This is a genomic window from Mycolicibacterium sp. CBM1, assembly GCF_054073305.1.
In genome coordinates, this window is record NZ_JBSXPP010000008.1 from 53923 (window position 1) to 73021 (window position 19099).

At 66.8% G+C, this 19099-nt stretch carries 15 protein-coding genes; 8 read left to right on the forward strand and 7 right to left on the reverse strand.

Features of this window, described 5'->3' with window-relative positions:
* Positions 1–33 precede the first annotated feature (33 nt).
* On the forward strand, positions 34–1527 hold the full coding sequence (locus tag ACXDF8_RS12895; RefSeq protein WP_457223653.1) for an aldehyde dehydrogenase family protein: 1494 nt from the start codon (positions 34–36) through the stop codon (positions 1525–1527).
* Positions 1528–1756: 229 nt separating this feature from the next.
* Here ACXDF8_RS12895 and ACXDF8_RS12900 read toward each other — a convergent pair whose 3' ends face one another.
* The gene (locus tag ACXDF8_RS12900; protein ID WP_457223654.1) at positions 1757–2935 is read right to left on the reverse strand and encodes a M20 family metallopeptidase; all 1179 of its coding nucleotides are present in this window, start codon (positions 2933–2935) and stop codon (positions 1757–1759) included.
* A gap of 101 nt (positions 2936–3036) precedes the next feature.
* Between ACXDF8_RS12900 and ACXDF8_RS12905 the strand changes: the two genes are divergently transcribed.
* From ACXDF8_RS12905 to ACXDF8_RS12925, 5 genes are read left to right on the forward strand one after another with little or no spacing between them, the layout of a single operon-like run.
* On the forward strand, positions 3037–5697 hold the full coding sequence (locus ACXDF8_RS12905) for an ABC transporter substrate-binding protein (protein WP_457223655.1): 2661 nt from the start codon (positions 3037–3039) through the stop codon (positions 5695–5697).
* On the forward strand, positions 5694–6653 hold the full coding sequence (locus ACXDF8_RS12910; RefSeq protein ID WP_457223656.1) for an ABC transporter permease: 960 nt from the start codon (positions 5694–5696) through the stop codon (positions 6651–6653). The genes ACXDF8_RS12905 and ACXDF8_RS12910 overlap by 4 nt, the downstream gene beginning before the upstream one ends.
* 59 nt (positions 6654–6712) lie before the next feature.
* Complete coding sequence (locus ACXDF8_RS12915; protein ID WP_457223657.1) at positions 6713–7501, forward strand: ABC transporter permease; 789 nt, start codon at positions 6713–6715, stop codon at positions 7499–7501.
* A gap of 3 nt (positions 7502–7504) precedes the next feature.
* Positions 7505–9061 (forward strand): ATP-binding cassette domain-containing protein, encoded by a 1557-nt coding sequence (locus tag ACXDF8_RS12920; RefSeq protein ID WP_457223658.1) that lies wholly within the window; start codon positions 7505–7507, stop codon positions 9059–9061.
* An 11-nt stretch (positions 9062–9072) separates the two neighbouring features.
* On the forward strand, positions 9073–10152 hold the full coding sequence (locus ACXDF8_RS12925) for a peptidase C39 family protein (protein ID WP_457223659.1): 1080 nt from the start codon (positions 9073–9075) through the stop codon (positions 10150–10152).
* 359 nt (positions 10153–10511) lie between these two features.
* On the opposite strand, the gene ACXDF8_RS12930 is transcribed toward ACXDF8_RS12925, so the two are convergent.
* The 5 genes from ACXDF8_RS12930 to iolC are packed head-to-tail and all read right to left on the reverse strand — an operon-like array spanning position 10512 to position 16280.
* Entirely contained in the window at positions 10512–11546 is a 1035-nt protein-coding gene (locus tag ACXDF8_RS12930; protein ID WP_457223660.1) for a Gfo/Idh/MocA family protein, read from the reverse strand.
* An 8-nt stretch (positions 11547–11554) separates the two neighbouring features.
* A complete protein-coding gene (gene iolD, locus ACXDF8_RS12935) occupies positions 11555–13510 on the reverse strand; it encodes a 3D-(3,5/4)-trihydroxycyclohexane-1,2-dione acylhydrolase (decyclizing) (protein ID WP_457223661.1) in 1956 nt (651 codons plus the stop codon).
* Positions 13511–13512: 2 nt separating this feature from the next.
* The gene (gene iolB / locus ACXDF8_RS12940) at positions 13513–14418 is read right to left on the reverse strand and encodes a 5-deoxy-glucuronate isomerase (protein ID WP_457223662.1); all 906 of its coding nucleotides are present in this window, start codon (positions 14416–14418) and stop codon (positions 13513–13515) included.
* Between the two features lie 7 nt (positions 14419–14425).
* Positions 14426–15316: a Cgl0159 family (beta/alpha)8-fold protein gene (locus ACXDF8_RS12945; RefSeq protein ID WP_457223663.1), complete on the reverse strand. Its 891-nt coding sequence runs from the start codon at positions 15314–15316 to the stop codon at positions 14426–14428.
* Positions 15309–16280 carry a 5-dehydro-2-deoxygluconokinase gene (gene iolC, locus ACXDF8_RS12950; protein ID WP_457223664.1) on the reverse strand — a complete coding sequence of 324 codons (972 nt, stop codon included), beginning with the start codon at positions 16278–16280 and terminating at the stop codon, positions 15309–15311. Before iolC ends, ACXDF8_RS12945 begins: the two co-directional genes overlap by 8 nt.
* A gap of 102 nt (positions 16281–16382) precedes the next feature.
* On the opposite strand from iolC, the gene ACXDF8_RS12955 reads away from it, so the two are divergent.
* On the forward strand, positions 16383–17165 hold the full coding sequence (locus ACXDF8_RS12955; RefSeq protein ID WP_457223665.1) for a GntR family transcriptional regulator: 783 nt from the start codon (positions 16383–16385) through the stop codon (positions 17163–17165).
* 8 nt (positions 17166–17173) lie between these two features.
* On the opposite strand, the gene ACXDF8_RS12960 is transcribed toward ACXDF8_RS12955, so the two are convergent.
* Complete coding sequence (locus ACXDF8_RS12960; RefSeq protein WP_457223666.1) at positions 17174–17947, reverse strand: TIM barrel protein; 774 nt, start codon at positions 17945–17947, stop codon at positions 17174–17176.
* 124 nt (positions 17948–18071) lie between these two features.
* Between ACXDF8_RS12960 and ACXDF8_RS12965 the strand changes: the two genes are divergently transcribed.
* Positions 18072–19061 (forward strand): substrate-binding domain-containing protein, encoded by a 990-nt coding sequence (locus tag ACXDF8_RS12965; RefSeq protein WP_457223667.1) that lies wholly within the window; start codon positions 18072–18074, stop codon positions 19059–19061.
* Positions 19062–19099: the final 38 nt, after the last annotated feature.

A 19099-nucleotide genomic window follows, 5' to 3' on the forward strand; every position in this document is an offset into this window, starting at 1 on the left:
CATCACTTTCCGATCCAAGAGCGAGGCTCAGACATGACACTCTCACTTCAGCGCGGCAGCGCAGCTACCCGGGACTTCATCGAAGCTACTCACGGTCTCTACATCGGCGGTGCCTGGGTTCCGGCCGCCTCGGGTGAGACCATCGCGGTTCTCGACCCGGCGACGGGGCGGGAGATCGCGCGATCGGCGGCAGGCGGGTCCGAAGACGTGGACCGGGCAGTCACGGCGGCAAGGTCGGCGTTCGATTCTGGTCCGTGGTCGACCATGACCGGTCTGGAACGCGGCAAGCTGATCTCGAGGTTCGCCGAAAGAATCGAAGAACTGGGCGACGAGCTTGCCGAGATCGAGGCCATCGACTGCGGCAAGCCCTTGGCGTATGCGCGGGCAGTCGACGTCGGCCTCACCGCGAACATCTACCACTACATGGCGGGATGGGCGAGCAAGGTCAGTGGCGAGACCGTATCGGTGTCCACCCCTGGTGACTTCCACGCATACACGCTGCGTGAGCCAGTCGGTGTCGTCGCGGCCATCACGCCGTGGAACTTTCCACTCGTACTGACCGCGTACAAGCTGGCGCCGCTGCTCGCCGTCGGGTGCACCGCGATCCTCAAGCCGTCGGAACTGACGCCGCTCAGCACGATTCGGCTTGCGCAGATTGCCGAGGAGGTCGGCTTCCCGCCTGGGGTGATCAACGTGGTGACCGGGTTGGGCGCCGAGGCCGGTGTCGCGCTCGCCGAGCACGCCCGGGTGGACAAGATTGCCTTCACCGGATCGACGGCAACGGGAAAGAGGATCGCCGCCTCGGCCACCGGCAACCTCAAGAGGGTCAGCCTCGAACTCGGGGGCAAGGCACCGATGATCGTGTTCCCCGATGCCGATCTCGATGCGGCGATCCCGGCGTTGGCCAGTGCCATCTTCTTCCATCAGGGCCAGGTGTGCACCGCAGGTACCCGGCTCTACGCGCATTCCTCGGTTCACGATCAGGTGCTCGAGGGCATCGTGGCCGAAAGTCGCAAGCTGGTTCTCGGGCACGGATTGGATACCTCGACGACGATGGGCCCGTTGATCTCAGCGGCCCAGCGCGACAAGGTGACCGGATATGTCGAGGCCGGCGTGGCCGAGGGCGCCCAGTTGGTCACCGGCGGCCACGCAGTAGCCGGCGACGGCTTCTTTATGGAGCCGACGGTGCTGGCGCACACGACCGAATTCATGTCGGTAGTGCACGAGGAGATCTTCGGACCGGTGTTGTGTGCCCAGTCGTTCGAGGACGACGACCTCGCCGAAGTAGCGCGCAAGGCCAATGACACGGTCTACGGCCTGTCCGCAAGTGTGTGGACGAGCAACATCGGAGTCGCGCACAAGATGGCCAAGTTGATCAAGGCCGGGAGCGTGTGGATCAACGCCCACAATTTCTACGATCCCGCTCTGCCTTTCGGTGGCTACAAGCAATCCGGCTGGGGACGCGAAGAAGGCTCAGAGGCCATCCGTACCTTCACCGAGGTCAAATCCGTCTGCGCCGCCCTGTGATCAGCTAGACGGCGCCTCAGAGATCGAGGCTGCAGACCCCGTTCCCCTGACCGTTATTGAACAAGTTGGTATTGGAGGCGACTTGGGGCCGAAGGCCTCGGGCTGCAATCGGACGTGAGTTGCCGGATGCGCTTTCGGTAGTGCTCATGCCGTCGACGAACAGACGAGTCGGATCGAGCGGGCGCGATTGTGCCCTGATCACGGCGGTTGGGCTCAGGACAACGTTGCTCTACATCCTCTGATCGGCCAGTTCGTGAAGGCGCGCTCGTTCGGCTGGTGACTGGGCCAGCCGGACGAGCGTGCGGGCCAACATCTTCGCCCCGTCGATGACGGCGGCGTCGCCGCTGGGTCCGCCTGCCGCGCGGGCGAATTCCGGCTGATGGATCGACGCGCCCTGGGCGTCGATGCCGACGATGGGGTGGATTGCCGGCATCGCCTGGCTGACATTGCCCATATCGGTCGAGCCGAACGGGGCGGCAGCCGCGACCCGGGCGCTGACCGGTGCCCGGCCCAGTCGGCGCATCTCGTCGGCGAAGACCTCGGAGAGCCACTCGTCCGGCGTGAGGTCGAGATAGCGCGGCTCGGTATCGGCCATGCTGAATTCGCACCCGGTGGCGATCGCGCCGGCCTGAACGCAGGCGGTCACCCGCTCTCGTAGCAGGTCCAGCGATGCGGTGTCGTCGGCGCGCATGATGTAACGCATCGCCGCGTGGGCGGGGACCACGTTGGCCGCCTGTCCGCCGTCGGTGACGATGCCGTGCACCATCTGGCCCGGAGCCAGGTGCTGGCGTAACAGCCCGACTCCCACCTGCGCCACTGTCGCCGCGTCGGCGGCGTTGAGGCCGGCGTACGGAGCCACCGCGGCGTGCGCCTCTCGGCCGCGGTAGTCGACGGCGACGTCGCAGAGTGCCAGGGATCGCGGGGCTGCGATGTCGCGGGGTCCGGGATGGATCATCGCCGAGGCCGCGATGTCGTCGAAGGCACCCGCCTCAAGCATCAGCACCTTGCCTCCGCCGGCCTCTTCGGCGGGGGTGCCCAGGAGCACGACGGTCAGATCAAGGGAGTCGGCGACCTCGGCCAGCGCCAGCGCTGCGCCGACCCCGGCGGCGGCGATCACGTTGTGTCCGCATGCATGGCCCAGCTCGGGCAGAGCGTCGTACTCGGCGCAGATGCCCAGCACCAGCGAACCGCTGCCGTAGACGGCGCGGAACGCCGTCGCCAAGCCGCCGACGCCGGGGGCGATGTCGAAACCGCGCTCGGCCGCCAGCGTCTGAGTCTTGGCGCAGCTGCGGTGCTCGTCGAAGGCGAGCTCGGGTTCAGCGTGCAGCGAATGGGACAGTTCGACCAGGTCGTGGCGCCGACGGCCGACTTCGGATTCGACGGTGCTCACCGGATCGCAGTGGGGCATAGGCACGAGTATGGCAGCGGATCGCGTCCTGGCATCACAATTAACAATGGGTTTACATATAACGATTGCATCAGGCTATATCTGTGTCAGACTTGCCGACCATGGACGATGTGCATACCGAGATCGACGCGCTGACCCGGGCGCTCGATCTGCATGCGCTGCGCATCCTGGTCGCCATTGACCAAGCCGGATCGATTAGCGGGGCCGCCCGCCAGCTGGGGTACTCGCAGCCGACCATCACCCAGCATGTGCAGCGCATGGAGTCCAAACTCGGTGCAGCTCTGGTAGTTCGCGGCTCCCGCTCGGCACAGCTGACCCCGGCCGGGGCACTGCTGGCCGAACACGCCCCGCGGATCGACGCCAGCCTGACGGCGGCTGCCACGGAACTGTCGCGACTGCTCGGCCGCCGCGCGGGCACCGTCCGGTTGATCGGCCCCCCCGAATCGATCGGCGTGATCCTGGCCCCGGTGTCGTCGTGGCTGGCCACGCACTTCCCCAACCTCGATGTCACGGTGGCCGAAGCCACCGATTCCGATCACGCCATTGCGACCGTGCAGGGCGGACGTGCCGACCTGGCGATCGTCTTCGACGTCATCGGTCCAGGCGGTCATCGTCGCAGCCGCCGGCCTGCAGGCACCCGGTCGACGTTCCTGTTCGCGGAGGAGATCGTGGCGGTCACCGCGGCGGACGTGGAGTTCGATGGCGATCGGGTCAGCCCGGATGCGCTCGCCGATCAGCCGTGGATCATCGGCGACGGAACCTGCAGCGACGCGGTGGCCGCGGCGATCACGCGCCCCGCCGCCGCCCGCGACTCCACCGTCACCCGCTCCGATGCCGCGCTGGCGTTGGCGACCTGCGCGCGGGGCACGGCGTTCGTCGCCGAGAGTTCGCTGCGTGGGGTCGACCTGCCTGCCGGAGTCCGCACCGTCGCACTGGACCCGCCGATGACGCGCCGCGCCAGCGCCCTCACCCTCGCCGACGCCGCCGCGAGCCCCACCATCTCCATCGCGCTGCGCGGCCTGGTCTCACACCGGCCGGCGCCGGTGGACCTCGACGAGTTGGTCACCGCGCGCCGGCGCAGCGACAGCCATCGCGCCCGATTTCCGATCTCGGTTCCCTCCCGATACCCCACACCCGACGAAGAGAGCTCTCCTATGCCGTCACTGACGTCCAGCCGCGCCATCCGGGCCACTGCCGCCACCGTCGCGGGGGCACTCGCGCTGTCGGGCTGTACCAGTTCGCACCCCGCGAAGTCGGTGGGCGCCGATACCGGGGAGCAGATTCCGAGTATCACTGTGGCGCTTCCCGGTTCGCTGTCCAACCTGTACGTGGGTCAGGAATCGGGGATCTTGAACTACTACGTGGCCTCGATCGCCCAGGAAGGGTTGGTGTCCCTCGACGACATGGGGCGGGTGCAACCTGGCCTGGCCGAGAAATGGGAGCAGCCCAACGACACCACCTATGTCTTCGACCTGCGCCCCGACGTGAAATTCCAGGACGGCACCCCGATGACCGCCGATGACGTCGTCTTCAGCCTGGACAAGGCGCGTGACGAGACTGCCTCGCCAGGGTTCAGTGGGCTGCTGTCAACGGTCGATTCCATCGCCAAGACCGGCGACGAGGAAGTCACCATCAAGCTGACCAAGCCCGACGCCGCATTCACCAAGAACATGAGCACGGCAGGAACGGCGTTCATCACCTCTAAGGCGTTCTGGGAGAAGAATCAGGGCAAGGTCGGTACCCCCAGCGCGCTGCTGCTCGGGACCGGCCCCTATAAGGTGACCGAATTCGTGCCGGACTCCCACGTCAGCTTCGCCCGCGCCGACACCTGGCGGGGCCCGGCGCCGGCCGTGCAGGACATCAGGATCAATTTCGTCCCCGACGAGTCGACTCGGTTGGTTGCCGCCCAGTCCGGCAATCTAGACATGGCCTTCAATGTGCCGCTCGCACAAGCCGCACAGTGGGAGAAGCTGCAGACGATGCGGGTCGACTATGTCAACGACCTGTCCTATGTCGGTTTGTACTTCAACCCCAACATCGCGCCGTTCGACGATCCCAAGGTCCGAGAGACGTTCGCGCACGCGCTGGATCGCAAGGCCTTCGTCGACAAGTTGTTGCGCGGCCACGGTGAGGTCGCGACGGCCATCATGACACCGGAGTCCCTGGTCAGCACGATGCCCGAGGACCAGGCGCAGAAGGAACTCGCCACGGTCCCGCAATGGTCGTTCGACCCCGCGGCGGCCAGGGCCGCACTGGCGGCGTCCAAGCATCCGGGCGGTTTCGAGACCGAGATCCTCACGCCCAACACCGGGCCGCAACTGGGCAAGGCCGCCCAGGCGCTGGCCCAGCAACTCGGCGATCTGGGCATCACGCTGAAGGTTCGTGAGGTGCCGATCGAAGAGTGGCTGGCCAGCCTTGACGCGAGTTCCGACCACGGCGTCGGCATGATGTGGTACTTCTCCACCTCGGGCGACCCCGCGGAGGTGCCGAATTATCTTCTGGGAGCCGGAAATCCGTCCGGGTACAATAACTCTGCGATCACCGAGCTCCTGGACCGGGCCAACGCCGAGTCCGATGCCAAGGCCCGCATCGATCTGCTGTTGCAGGCCGAGACGCTGCAGGCCAAGGACGCGATCAACATTCCCCTGTGGTGGGGGCAGTCGGCCACGGCATTCGCAGACAAGCTGGGCATCCGCAGTGACAGCCCGTACACGTTCGTCTCGTCCTGGCCCACCCAGCTGTACCGGGCGCAACCGCAGTGACGCCGGCGGTGCTGCGGTCGCTGGCCGTGCGGGCCCTCGGCGCGCTCGCCGTGCTGCTGGTGCTGTCGGTCCTGATCTTCGCGCTGATGTATCTGGCCCCGGGCGACATCGTGAAAAACCTGCTCGGCAACCGCCCGTCGTCCCCGGCGGCGGTCGCGGCGATCCGTGCGCAGTACCACCTCGACGACTCCGCGGTCGAACAGTACCTGCGGTGGCTGGGCGGATTCCTGCACGGCGATCTGGGGCAGTCGGTGCGCTTGCAGGTGCCGGTGGCCGAAGCGATTTCGCAACGCCTGGAGCTCACGGCCCTGTTGTGCGGGATGGCGTTCCTGTTGTCCGTCGTCGTGGCGGTGCCCCTCGGGGTGCTCGGCGCGGTGCGGGCGGGCGGCTGGATCGACCGCAGCGCAAGTGGTCTGGCGGTGGTCGGGCTGAGCGCACCGACTTTCGCCGTCGGACTGTTGCTGTTGCTGGTGTTCGCATACGTGATACCGGTACTGCCGGTCTACGGCGTGGGCGACGGCGGCGTGGACACGATCAAACACCTGGCCCTGCCGGCGATCTCGCTCGCGTTGGGACTCGGCGCGATTGTGGTGAAGCTGACCAGAGCCGCCGTGCTGCGCGAGTTGGAGACCGATTACGTAACGGCGGCCAGGGCGCGCGGCCTGTCCGAAGCCACCGTCCTGCGGATCGCGCTGCGCAACGCCGCGATCCCCATCACCACCGGAGCGGGTCTGCTGCTGACCTTCCTCGTCGGCGGCACTGTACTGGCCGAGACCACGTTCGCCCTGCCCGGGCTGGGGATGCTGCTCCAAGATTCGGTGCTGTTCAAAGACATTGCAGTGGTGCAGTCGCTGACCTTGCTGGTGGCCTGCGTGATCATGGTCATCTCCTGGCTCGCGGACTCGGCCTACCTGCTGTTGGACCCGCGGGTGCGGCACCGGAACAGGGCAACGTGATGGCCGCGGTTCTAGGTGGAACGCCGTTGCGTACCAATCATTCTCGGCTCCCCGTTTCGGTGGCTGCGTGCCTGGTCTTCCTTGGCCTGACCGCACTGGCCGCGGTGTTCGGGCGCCTCGTCTACCCCGATGCGATGCGCCAGGACATTCTGACCGGCCTGGTCGGGCCCAATACCTCCGGACACCTCCTGGGCACCGACGAACTCGGCCGGGACGTGCTGGCCATGACCGTCGCCGGGACCGGCTCGGCGCTGCTGGGTCCACTGTGCGTGGCGATCGGGTCGATGCTCATCGGGATAGCACTGGGCACGGTGGCCGGCTACGAGCGGGGGCCGATCGACTTTCTGGTCAGTAGATGGACCGACCTGTTGCTGGCGCTGCCGCTGCTGGTGGCCGCCATCGTGGTCGGGGGCGTGCTCGGGGGCGGGTATTGGGTCACAGTGGCGCTGCTGACGATCCTGTTCTCGCCGTCCGATATCCGGATCGTCCGGGCGGGGGTGCTGGAGCAGTCCGCCCGCCCCTACATCGAGGCCGCCCAGATGCTGTCGCTTCCGCGCCGGCGGGTGATGTTCGTCCACCTGCTGCCGAACGTGTCCACGCTGATCGTCACCAACGTGATGCTGAACATCGCCTTCGCCCTCGTCGCTTTCTCGTCATTGTCGTTCCTGGGGGTGGGGGTGTCGTCCGATACCGCCGACTGGGGGGCCCAGTTGGCGACCAATCGACAGATCGCGTTCGACAACCCTGCCGCCGTGGCGGTGCCGGCGGCGCTCATCATCCTGGTGGCGTGCGCGGTGAACCTCGTAGGCGACTGGCTCGGCCAGCGGCTGACGCAGAACGGAAGTTGAGCGATGACCGACATCCGGATCGAGAATCTGACGGTCTTCGGGCCGCGCGGCGCAGTGGTGGCACCGCTGGATGCCGAGATCGCATCGGGCACCACGCTGGCGATCATCGGCGAGTCCGGGTCGGGCAAGACACTCACCGCGAAAAGCCTTGTCGGCCTTCTTCCCCGCGGTTTTCGCGCTGAGGGGTCGGTACGGTTCGGTGACAACACCGTCGCCCTGGACAGTTCGGCGCGCACCTGGCGGACGGTGCGCGGCGGCACTGTCGCACTGCTGCTGCAGGATCCGTTCACCAGCTTGTCGCCGGTGCACCGCTGTGGCGACCAGATCGCCTGGACCTTGCGGCGCCGCTCCGGGCGTCGCGAAGACGCCGACGTCGCCGCGCTGCTGGCCGAGGTGCGGCTGCCAGCCGATGTTGTCAGGGCCTACCCACATCAACTCTCCGGTGGGATGCGCCAGCGCGTCGCGATCGCGGCGGCTCTCGCCGCCGCACCCGAGCTGCTCATCGCCGACGAGCCCACCACAGCACTGGACGCCAGTAACCAGGCCGACATCCTGGATCTGATCCGCTCGATTCAGCAGTCGCGCCGGCTATCGGTGATCCTGATCTCCCACGATCTCGGGCTCATCCGCGGCCGGACCGATGAGGTGCTGGTGATGCGTGAGGGCACCGTCGTGGAACGGGGGCCGACCCGTACGGTTCTCCGTGCGCCCCAACATCCGTATACCCGTGCGCTGATCGACGCCGACCCCAACTCCCATACCCGCCCGGGAGGTTCCTCTCCAGTCGATGCGCCCAAGACCTTGGTCGAGGTGCGCGCGCTGGACAAACGCTTCGGCCAGCGACGCGTGCTCGAGGGCGTGTCCACGCGCATCGCGGCTGGCCGGATCCTCGGAGTCGTCGGCGAATCGGGCTCGGGCAAGTCCACCCTGGCTCGCTGCATCGCCGGCCTCGAGCGCCACGATGCCGGGACTGTCGAGTTCGACGGTGCGACGCTGGCGCCGGGGCGGCAGTCCCGCACTCCCGAGCAGATGCAGATCGTTTTCCAGGATCCGTATTCGTCGCTGAACCCGATGATGTCGGTGGGTGCGATCGTGGGCGAAGCCTTGCGGGTCGCGGGCCGCTCGGCCGATGACATCCCCGAGCTGCTCAGTCTGGTCGGACTGCCCGGTGAGTTCGCCCGTCGCCGGCCGGCCGAACTGTCCGGGGGGCAGCGTCAACGCGTTGCGATCGCGCGGGCGCTGGCTCCGCGCCCGCGGCTGCTCATCTGCGACGAATCGGTTTCCGCCCTCGACGTTTCGGTGCAGGCTCAAATCCTCGAGCTGCTTCAGCGGCTGCGTGCGGAATTGGGCCTGACCCTGCTGTTCATCTCGCACGACCTCGCGGTGGTGCGGATGATCGCCGACGACGTCGTTGTGCTGCGGGACGGGAAGGTGGTCGAGCAGGGGCGCTGCGAGCAGGTCCTCACCACGCCCACCCAGGATTACACCAGGATGCTCGTGGCGGCTGCGCTGCGCGAGAACCTGGTGACGGCTGCGGGTTCCGGTGACGACAACCGATGAACGGGAGTGACATGACACTGTCGGACCAGTCGATCGTCGAGGGGGCCGACGCCATCGCGGCCCTGCTGACGCCTGGACTGGCCGATCTGCTGAGGCCGGATATCGCCGCGCGCTGGCGGGTTCGCCGTGAGCAGTACTGCCCTCGCGTCCTGCTGTCGACCGATGGCGACGGCCTCACGGCTGCAGCACTACTGACCAATCGTCCGGGCACCGCCGCGGTGAAGATCGTCGATCTGTGGGCGCGCGAGGATACCTTCGTAGCGGGGATGCTCGACCGGATCATCGCCCTGGCCCGCCGCGACGAGGCCGTCGTCGTGAAATGGGAGCTGCACGGCGCAGCTGAGCCGCCGGCCGCGGCCGCCGAGCGCGGCTTCGTCGAGATGATGCCGACCGCGCCGAGCGAGCGGGATGCGCAGGTGCGCGGTTTCGCCCTCTGGTTGCAACCGATCGGCCACCCCGAGCACCGGTACTACGCGCAGAGCACCGAATTCACCTGTGGTGCGGTGGCAGCGCTGCTCGCCGCGGAGATGGTGGGACGGCGCGGCTTCGCCGGAGACAACGACGACCGGCGGCGCGAGATCGACTTCTGGCGTTCGGCGAGCAACTATCCGGCGTGCGAGCCCGTCGGCCTGGCGGTCGCGATCCGGCGCTACCTCGCCGACGGCCGACGGGTCGAAGTGGCGCTGCATCCCGATACCCCGATGTTCCTCGAGGATTTCGCCGGATTCGAGCGGGAGTTCCGCACCGAGCTCCAGGATTACTCTCGACAGCAGGCCGATGGGCTGAACATCCCGTTGCGGCGCGAGCGCGTGGACGTCGCCGAGATCGCGCGGCGAACCATGACCGACGACATCGCACTGCTGCTCATCACCCAGGTGACGATGCACGGTGAAGAAGAGCCGCATTGGGTCACCGCCCACGCTTCCGACGGTCGATCGGTTGTGATCGTTGCCGATCCGTGGATCGACAGACCGGCCGGGGAGACGTGGGTGGATGCCCACGACCTACCGATCCGGTGCGCCGCGCTGGATCGAATGTTGCTGTGGGGCAGCCAGCGACAACGCGGGGTCGTTTTTCTGGCGCGCCGCTAGCGGCACCGCGGCTCAACTCCGCCAGGGATTTTCACGGCGTCCCAGGCTTTCTGGATGACGGGGTAGATCGATGTCTGGTCGGTGGGTACGGCGCTCTTCGTCGCGCGGGTGCCCTGACCGCCCAGGTCGACCAGTCTCCACCCGTGGGTCGTCGAACTCGACACTGCCTAAGTTGCGGGCGGCGGCGTACATCTTGGCGGCGCAGCGGTCGAGCAGTGCCTGGGTGAACGCGCGTCTGAGTCCGCGGTTGGCGCGGGTGACGAGGGCGGTGCGTCCTTCGATGGCTATGCCTTGCGCTGCTATCGCGGTCTACTCCTCGGGTCGTCCGGTCCGGGCAACAACACGCAAACCGTGCCCGGTTACCCGCGCGAGCGAATTTCGTCGACCTCGTCGGCCATCGGCGCCAGCGTGACGTCCACGACCTCCCCGCTGGCCAGGGCGCGAACACCCGCCTCGCACACCGCGGCCGCCGCATAGCCGTCCCAGGCGCCGGGACCATCGACGTTTGTTCCGGCCCGCACCGCGTCCACCCAGCGCTGAACCTCGGTGTCGTAGGCCTGCCCGAAGCGTTCCCGAAACCCCGGAGTGATGGTCCCACCCCAGTTGCCGGGTGCCGACTTTCGCACCAGTCCCACGTCCAGACCGATCATCGCGCTGCCGCGTTCACCGACGACCTCGGTGCGCACCTCGTAGGCGACACCGGTCGTCACGAACAGTTCGACGTCCACGTGCCGGCCGCTGGCTGTTCTCATGATCGCGATCTGCGGATCCTGCAGGCCCTGCGGCGCAGTGGAATTCGGCACCGGGCGAACGATCTGGATGGTGGTGATCTCTTCGCCGAACAGGAAGCGTGTCACGTCGACCTCGTGTACCAGGGAGTCCCGGACCACCATGGAGCTGTCGAAGCTTGGCGACACCGTGGGGTTGCGGTGTACGCAGTGCATCACCAGCGGCGCGCCCAGCTCACCACTGTCGATCAGTGCCTTCAACGCGGCGTACTCGTGGTCGAACCGCCGCATGAAGCCGACCTGGATCAAGGCGATGCCGAGTTCGGCTTCACGGCGCGCGATGTCCAGCGAGGAGGACACGTCGGTGGTCAACGGCTTTTCGCATAGCACCGGCTTGCGATGTTCGATACAGGCGAGCAACTGCTTCTCATGGGTCGGCCCGGGAGTGGCCAGCAGCACCGCGTCGACATCCGGATCGGCGATCGCGTCCAACGGATCGGCCACGGCCCGGCACCCGGGAACAGTGGTGGCGAGTCGCTCGGCCTTCTCGGTGAGGTAGTCGTTGACCACCGACACGCGGGCCCCGGAGATCCGCGAGGTGATGCGGGTGACGTGGTCCGCGCCCATCACACCCACACCGAGCACCGCGATCTTCAAGTCGGACATGGGATCTCCTACCCGAGACGGTCGGACGGGTTGACTAGGGGGCGTTGGACTTTCTTCCAGTCCGCGTACCGCTCATAGGCGTCCTGGGTGGACTCCAGACTGGAGACCTCGCTGACCGGAACGTCCCACCAGGACTGACTGTCGGGCGCGTAGATCAACGGGTCGGTCTCCACATGGATGACCGTGGTGTGGTCGGCGGCCTTGGCGGTCTTGACCGCGTCGGCGAACTCCGCGGCTGTGGTCACCCTGATGACGTCGGCGCCCAGGCTGGCGGCGTTGGCAGCCAGATCGACCGGCAGCCGGTCACCGTCGAGCCGCCCGTCGTCGCTACGGTACCGATAGGCGGTGCCGAACCGCTGGGAACCCAGCGACTCCGAAAGACCACCGATGGAAGCGAATCCGTGGTTCTGCACCAATACCGGGATGACCTTGATTCCCTCCTGAACGGCGGTCACCAGTTCGGTGGCCATCATCAGGTAGGAGCCGTCGCCGACCATGACGAACACGTCGCGGTCGGTGTCGGCCATCCGTACACCGATACCGCCGGCGATCTCGTAGCCCATGCATGAGTACCCGTATTCGACGTGGTAGCCCTTGCGGTCGCGGGTACGCCACAGCTTGTGCAGATCCCCGGGCATCGACCCGGCGGCGCAGACCACCACGTCACGGGGGTCTGACAGGGTGTTCACCAGTCCGATGACCTGGTTCTGGTTGAGCTGCACCCCGTCTTCGCAGGCATACGCCGAGGATACGGTCTGATCCCAGTGCTTAGCGAGATCTGTTGCCCGGGAGCGATAGTCGTCGCTGACGGTGTAGCCGGCCAGTGCCGCGCCGAGTGCCTCGATGGCTTCCCGGGCGTCGGCAACGACGCTGACACCACCCTGTTTGACGGAATCCAGCGACGCGACGTTGATATTGACGAACCGCACATCGGGGTTGTTGAACGCCGTGCGCGACGCCGAGGTGAAATCGCTGTAACGGGTACCGATCCCGATGATCACATCCGCCTCGGCGGCCAGCGCGTTGGCGGCGGTGGTACCGGTGGACCCGACAGCCCCGACGCTCTGCGGATGGTCGAACTGCAGCGACCCCTTGCCGGCCTGGCTCTCGGCAACCGGGATACCGGTCTGCTCGCAGAATGCCGCCAACGTCTCTTCGGCTTCGGAGTAGTGCACACCGCCACCGGCGATGATCAGCGGCTTGGTGGCCGCGGCGATGATCTCGGCCGCGCGGGCGATCACCGAACGCTCCGGCAGCGGGCGGGCGACGTGCCAGGTGCGTTCGGCGAACAATGATTCGGGCCAGTCGTGGGCTTGCGCCTGCACGTCCTGGGGGATCGACACCGTCGCCGCACCCGTCTCGACGGGATCGGTGAGCACTCGCATGGCGCCCAGCAGGGCCGCGGGCAACTGTTCGGGCCGCCACACCCGGTCGAAATAGCGGGACAACGGTTTGAAGGCGTCATTGACGGTCACGTCGCCCGCGGACGGCAGCTCGAGCTCTTGGAGCACCGGGGCGCTGACCCGGGTGGCGAAGGTGTCGGCGGGCAGCAGCAGCACCGGCAACCGGTTGATAGTGGCCAACGCTGCGCCGGTGAGCATGTTGGTGGAGCCGGGCCCGACGCTGGCGGTGACAGCCCAGGCCGACAGTCGATCCTTCTGCCGCGCGTAGGCCACGGCGGTGTGCACCATGGCCTGCTCGTTGCGTCCCAGGACGTAGGTGAGACCGGGCTGGCGGCCTGCTTCGGTCGCCTCGATTTCGTCTTGCAGCAGGGCCTGGCCCAACCCGGCCACGTTGCCATGGCCGAAGATACCCAGGCACCCGGCGAAGAACTTCCGGTGCGCGCCGTCGCGCTCGACGTACTGGTTGGCGAGGAACCGGATCGTGGCCTGTGCGACCGTCAGTCGAACGGTGGGCTCGGAGTCGGGCTGCTTGGCCAGGGACTTGGGCGCGGTGGAAACCACGGTCAGGCTCCTTCGCGGGACAGGCTGCCGAAGGGCAAGCGAGGGTCGATGTCCTGGTGCTCCCAACTGCCCCGCAGCCAGGTGTGATCGGGGTCGTCACAGATCAGCCAGGCCCGGTTCGGGCCCGAGCCGGCCATCACGTTCAGGTAGTACATGTGGTGGCCGGGCGCGGCGATCGACGGGCCGTGATAGCCGTGCGGAACCAGTACCACGTCACCGGAGCGCACCTCTTCGAGCACCTCGATCGGGCGCTGCGGGGTGCCGTACACGCGGTGATAGCCGAACCCAGGTGTGCCGGCCGGGCTCTCGGCGATCTCGAAGTAGTAGATCTCCTCCAGCTGGGTCTCGACGTCGGAGTTCTCCTCGTGCTTGTGTGCCGGGTAACTCGACCAATTGCCGCCGGGGGTGATCACTTCGCAGGCGATCAGCGAGTCGGCCTCGAATGTCGTTGCGGTGCCGAAGTTATGCACTTGGCGGCTGCAGTTGCCGGCGCCGCGTAATTCGACGGCCACGTCCCCGGCGGCCACCCGACGGTTCGGGAAGGACCGCGAGGCGCGGGCGCCGCAGATGGCGAACCGGCCTTCGCCGACGATCCGGTACTCCTGGCCGATGCCGAGATACACCATGTCGGCGGGGCCGTCGAACACCGATTCCCGGCGCGACAGTGCGAATGTCTCGCCGTGGCACTGCACGCTGCCGCCACCGGACAGTGGCAGGATCATGACCTCGGTACCACCGGTCGCCAGCACTAAGCCTTGTCCCGTCGCTTCGCTCGCCCCGGTGTGCTGGCTGTCGTCCAGCTCCAACACCTGCAGCGAGGATTCCTCCCATCCGGCGGACTCGGGGGTGACGTCGACGGTGAACGGAAGCTCGGCGCTGCGGGCCGGAATGTAGTACTTGCTGTTCATCTTCTTCTCACCTCACCATCGACACGGCGGTCGCGACCGCGGAACTCACGTCGTCATCGGCCGGATACAGCAGGGTGCGCCCGACGATCAAGCCCCGTACCGACGGCAGCGACAGTGCCTTCTCCCAACTGGCGAACGCTTCGTCGGGATCGGTGGGGTCACCGCCCAAGAGCAGCGTGGGCAACGTGGTGGAATCCATCACCCGATCCATCTCGTCGACGACCGGCAGCTTCATCCAGGTGTAGGCCGATGTCGAGCCCAGACCCTGGCTGATGTGGACCGACTTGATCACCGCGTCCGGGCTCAGGTCGTTGCGGACCTTGCCGTCGACCCGTCGGGACAGGAACGGCTCGAGCATCGCGATCAGGCCGCGGGCGGCCAGTTCGTCGACCGCCTGTGCACACGCGCAAAGTGTGGACACCGTGCCCGGGTCGTCAAGGTCAATGCGGCACAACATCTTTCCGCCATTCATCTTCGCCGCGGCGGTCGCCTTGGCGGTGGCCGCGGTCATCCGGTCGTCGAGCTCGAATCGGGAGCCAGCCAGCCCGCCGCGGTTCATCGAGGAGAACACCACCTTGTCCTCCAACGCGCCGACCAACAGCAGGTCGTCGAGGATGTCGGCGGTGGCGAGTACGCCGTCGACGCCGGGGTCGGCCAGCGCGGTCCGGAGCCGGTCGAGTAGGTCGACGCGACTGTTCATGGCGGTGGGCCGTGATCCGACCGACAGTGCGCCGCGGGCGGGATGGTCGGCGGCCACGATCATCAGCCGTCCGTTGCCGCGGATGGCGGGCCGGGTGACGCGGCGGTCCCAGGCGCGGGCGATGGCGGCAGGATCGGTGGCGCGCAACTCGGTGATATCGGCATAGTCCTTGCACGGGCTAGAGAGGCGGCTAGACATTGACGGCCTCCACCGCGATCTGCTCGGCCAGCGCCGCGACTTCGTCGATCGTCGGCATCGCCGTCGAGCACTCCAGCCGCGATGCCACGATCGCCCCGGCGGCATTGGCGTAACGCAACGTCTTCTCCAGCGGCCAGCCGCGCAGAAGGCCGTGGCACAGGCTGCCGCCGAAGCTATCGCCGGCACCGAGCCCATTGACGACGTCGACGTCGACCGGCGGCACCGTCACCGATGCACTCTTGGTCTTGCCGAGCACTCCGCGCGGTCCCTGCTTGACGATGGCTAGTTCCACCCCCAGGTCGAGCAGTGCGTCAGCGGCCTTGTGCGGGTTGGATTCGCCCACGGCAATCTGACACTCCTCCCGATTGCCGACCGCCACCGTGACGTGAGCCAGCGCGCGCTGAACCTGTGTCGATGCCGCAGCGGGGGAGTCCCAGAACATCGGCCGGTAGTCGAGGTCGAGCACGGTCAGCGGTCGTCGTTCGCGAGCGGCCCAGGCCGCGAAATGTGCACTGCGGCTGGGCTCTTCAGACAGCCCGGTGGCCGTGGACCAGTACAGTCGGGCGCTCCGTACCGCGGCGAGGTCTAGTTCATCGGCTGTGATCTGCAGATCCGGGGCGCTGGGCTTGCGGTAGAAGTACAGCGGGAAATCGTCGGGCGGGAAGATCTCGCAGAACGTCACCGGCGTCGGGTATTCCGCGTGGGTGCTCACGTAGCGGTTGTCCACCCCGAGGTGGGCGAGCTCGGCGCGGACGAACCGCCCGAACGGGTCGGCCCCGACGCCGGAGATCAGGGCGGTGCGGTTGCCGAGCCGGGTGGCGGCGACCGCGACGTTGGCCGCGCTGCCGCCCAGGAACTTGCCGAAGGACTCCACCGCTTCCAGGCCGACCCCGACCTGGAGTGGGTAGATGTCGACGCCGCTGCGCCCAATGGCGAGGACGTCGAAGGGTGGGGTAGTGGTCACGTCAGCTCTCTTCAGCGCTCGATGGGGGCGTGCTACGACTGTGCCTCGCGCCACAGTCCGATGTCAATACTTTGTCCTGACATTCTATCTTTGTATCAATCGATGCTAGAGTGCAGCTACTGGTGGGGTTTCGGGTTCGAGATCGGAGTCGACGTGCCGTTGACGGTTGAACTGGACAGGTCAAGCCCTGTTCCTCTCTACTATCAGCTCGCGCAGGCCATCGAGGGTGCGATACGCACTGGCGAACTCGCGCCCGGTGACCGATTCGAGAATGAGCTGGCGTTGGCCAAGCGGCTGACCCTGTCCCGGCCCACCACCCGACGCGCGATCCAGGAGCTCGTGGACAAGGGTCTGCTGGTTCGCAAACGCGGTGTCGGGACCCAGGTCGTGCAGAATCCGGTGCATCGGCGGGTCGAGCTCACCAGCCTGTTCGACGACCTTTCGCGGGCGGGGCAGGAACCGTCCACTCAGTTGTTGGAGTACCACGTCGGCCCGCCGGGCGAGGATATCGCCCGCGAACTCAGCCTGGCCGAGGACCGTCAGGTTGCCTGCATCAAACGGCTGCGGTCCGCTAACGGTGAGCCATTGGCGGTGATGACCAACTACCTACCGGTCGAGATCGCCCCGGATGCTGAGGAACTCGAGCGCAGCGGCCTGTACCAGTCGTTGCGTACCCGTGGTGTTCACATCCGGTTGGCCAACCAGCGGATCGGCGCCAAGGCGGCCAGCCGCACCGAGGCGCGGTTGCTCGACGAGAAGCCCGGCGCGCCGCTGCTGACAATGGATCGCACCGCGTTCGACGACTCCGGGCGAGCGGTGGAGTACGGGAGCCATTGCTATCGCGCCTCCCGGTACTACTTCGACACCACACTCGTCGACCGGTAGCAGCGCCGCTAGCTGAATGCCGCACGGAAGGCCGCCAGCGCCGCCTCGCTGTCGCCTGATGCCCACGCCTCCAGGCCAATCGTCCCGGTATAGCCCATGTCGCGCAGCGCGTTCGCGATCGCCGGATAGTGGATTTCCCCGGTGCCCGGCTCGCAGCGGCCGGGGACGTCGGCCACCTGGATCTCGCCGATCGCCGGCCCGCAGCGACGGACCAGTTCGACGAGGTTCCCTTCGCCGATTTGCGCGTGGTACAGGTCGAGCATCATCCTCACGTTGGGATGTCCGATGCCCTCGACCAGGGCCAGCGTGTCCTTGGCGCGGGCCAGCGGAACGCCAGGGTGGTCGACGACGGTGTTGAGGTTCTCCACGCAGAAGGTCACGCCGGCGGTGGCGCCAAGCTCGCCGATACGCTCGAGGGCGCGTTGCGCGCTGAGCCACATCGGGCCGGTCGCTCGGTACCGGGGGCGGGCGGCGTGACCCTCGATCAGCTCGGTGGTATGCAGGTTCAGACGCGAAACGCCAAGTATCTCAGCGGCTTTGATGCTGATCTCGGCGGTTCGTACCACCTCGTCGGCGCTCGCCGGATCGATCAGGTCGCCGTGCAGATAGCCGGTCATCGAGGAGAAGCGGGCATCGGTGGCTGCCAATGCGGGCAGGTCTTTGTCGTGCCAGCTCCAGATCTCCACCGCGAAGCCGAGCTCATGGATGCGGCGTACCCGGTCGAGAATCGGGAGCTCGCGAAAGACCATTTCTGCGCAAACTGCCAGGTCGAAGTCGGCCATTGCCGCACCCTAGCATTTGACCTGCAGTCCTAATGTCCGAACAAAGTCTTGACTTTCGGCTGTGAGCCGTATTACATCGAGGCAGCAATGTGTGGCGCGTGACGTCGAGGACGAAGGAGTTGTCATGAGGTTCAATCGGCTAGCGGCCTTGGCCGGAGCGGGCGCGCTCGTCATTGGGCTCGCCGCCTGTTCGGCCACCGGCGGTAAGCCTCGTGACAACGGTAACGGTATGGGCGCTGGTACGGCCGACACTCCGCGGATGACGATCGCGATGATCACCCACGAAGTGCCGGGCGACTCCTTCTGGGATCTGGTCCGCAAGGGTGCTGAGACCGCCGCCAAGAAAGACAACATCGAGCTGCGCTATTCCAACGATCCGGAAGCGCCCAACCAGGCCAACCTCGTGCAGAGTGCGATCGACAGCGGCGTCAAAGGTATCGCGGTGACGCTGGCCAAACCCGACGCCATGCGTGCGGCAGTGGAAACGGCCAACGCCAAGAACATTCCGGTGGTGGCCTTCAACTCCGGCCTGGACTCCTGGAAGGCGATGGGTGTCAAGGAGTACTTCGGCCAGGACGAGAAGATCGCCGGTGTGGCCGCGGGTGAGCGGCTCACCGCCGACGGTGCCAAGAAGATGTTGTGTGTGATCCACGAACAGGGCCACGTCGGCCTGGAAGCCCGCTGTGCCGGTGCCCAACAAGGCTTCAGGGGGCAGACCGAGATCTTGAACGTCAACGGCAAGGACATGCCCTCCGTCGAATCGACGATCACTGCCAAGCTCCAGCAGGATCCCGGCATCGACCGGGTGCTCGCCCTGGGCGCGCCGATCGCCCTGACCGCCGTCCAGTCGGTGAAGAACGCCGGCAGCTCCGCGCTGGTCGACACCTTCGATACCAATGCCGCGCTGGTCCAGGCGATCGAGGATGGCAGCATCGGGTGGGCCGTCGATCAGCAGCCCTTCCTGCAGGGGTATCTGGCCGTGGATTCGCTGTGGCTCTACCTCAACAACGGCAATGTGATCGGGGGTGGTCAGCCCACGCTGACCGGGCCCTCGTTTATCGACAAGTCGAACATCGATGCTGTGGCCACCTACGCGAAGAACGGAACGCGCTGATGAGCGCTTGCGCGAAGAAAGAGAGAGAACTGATGAGC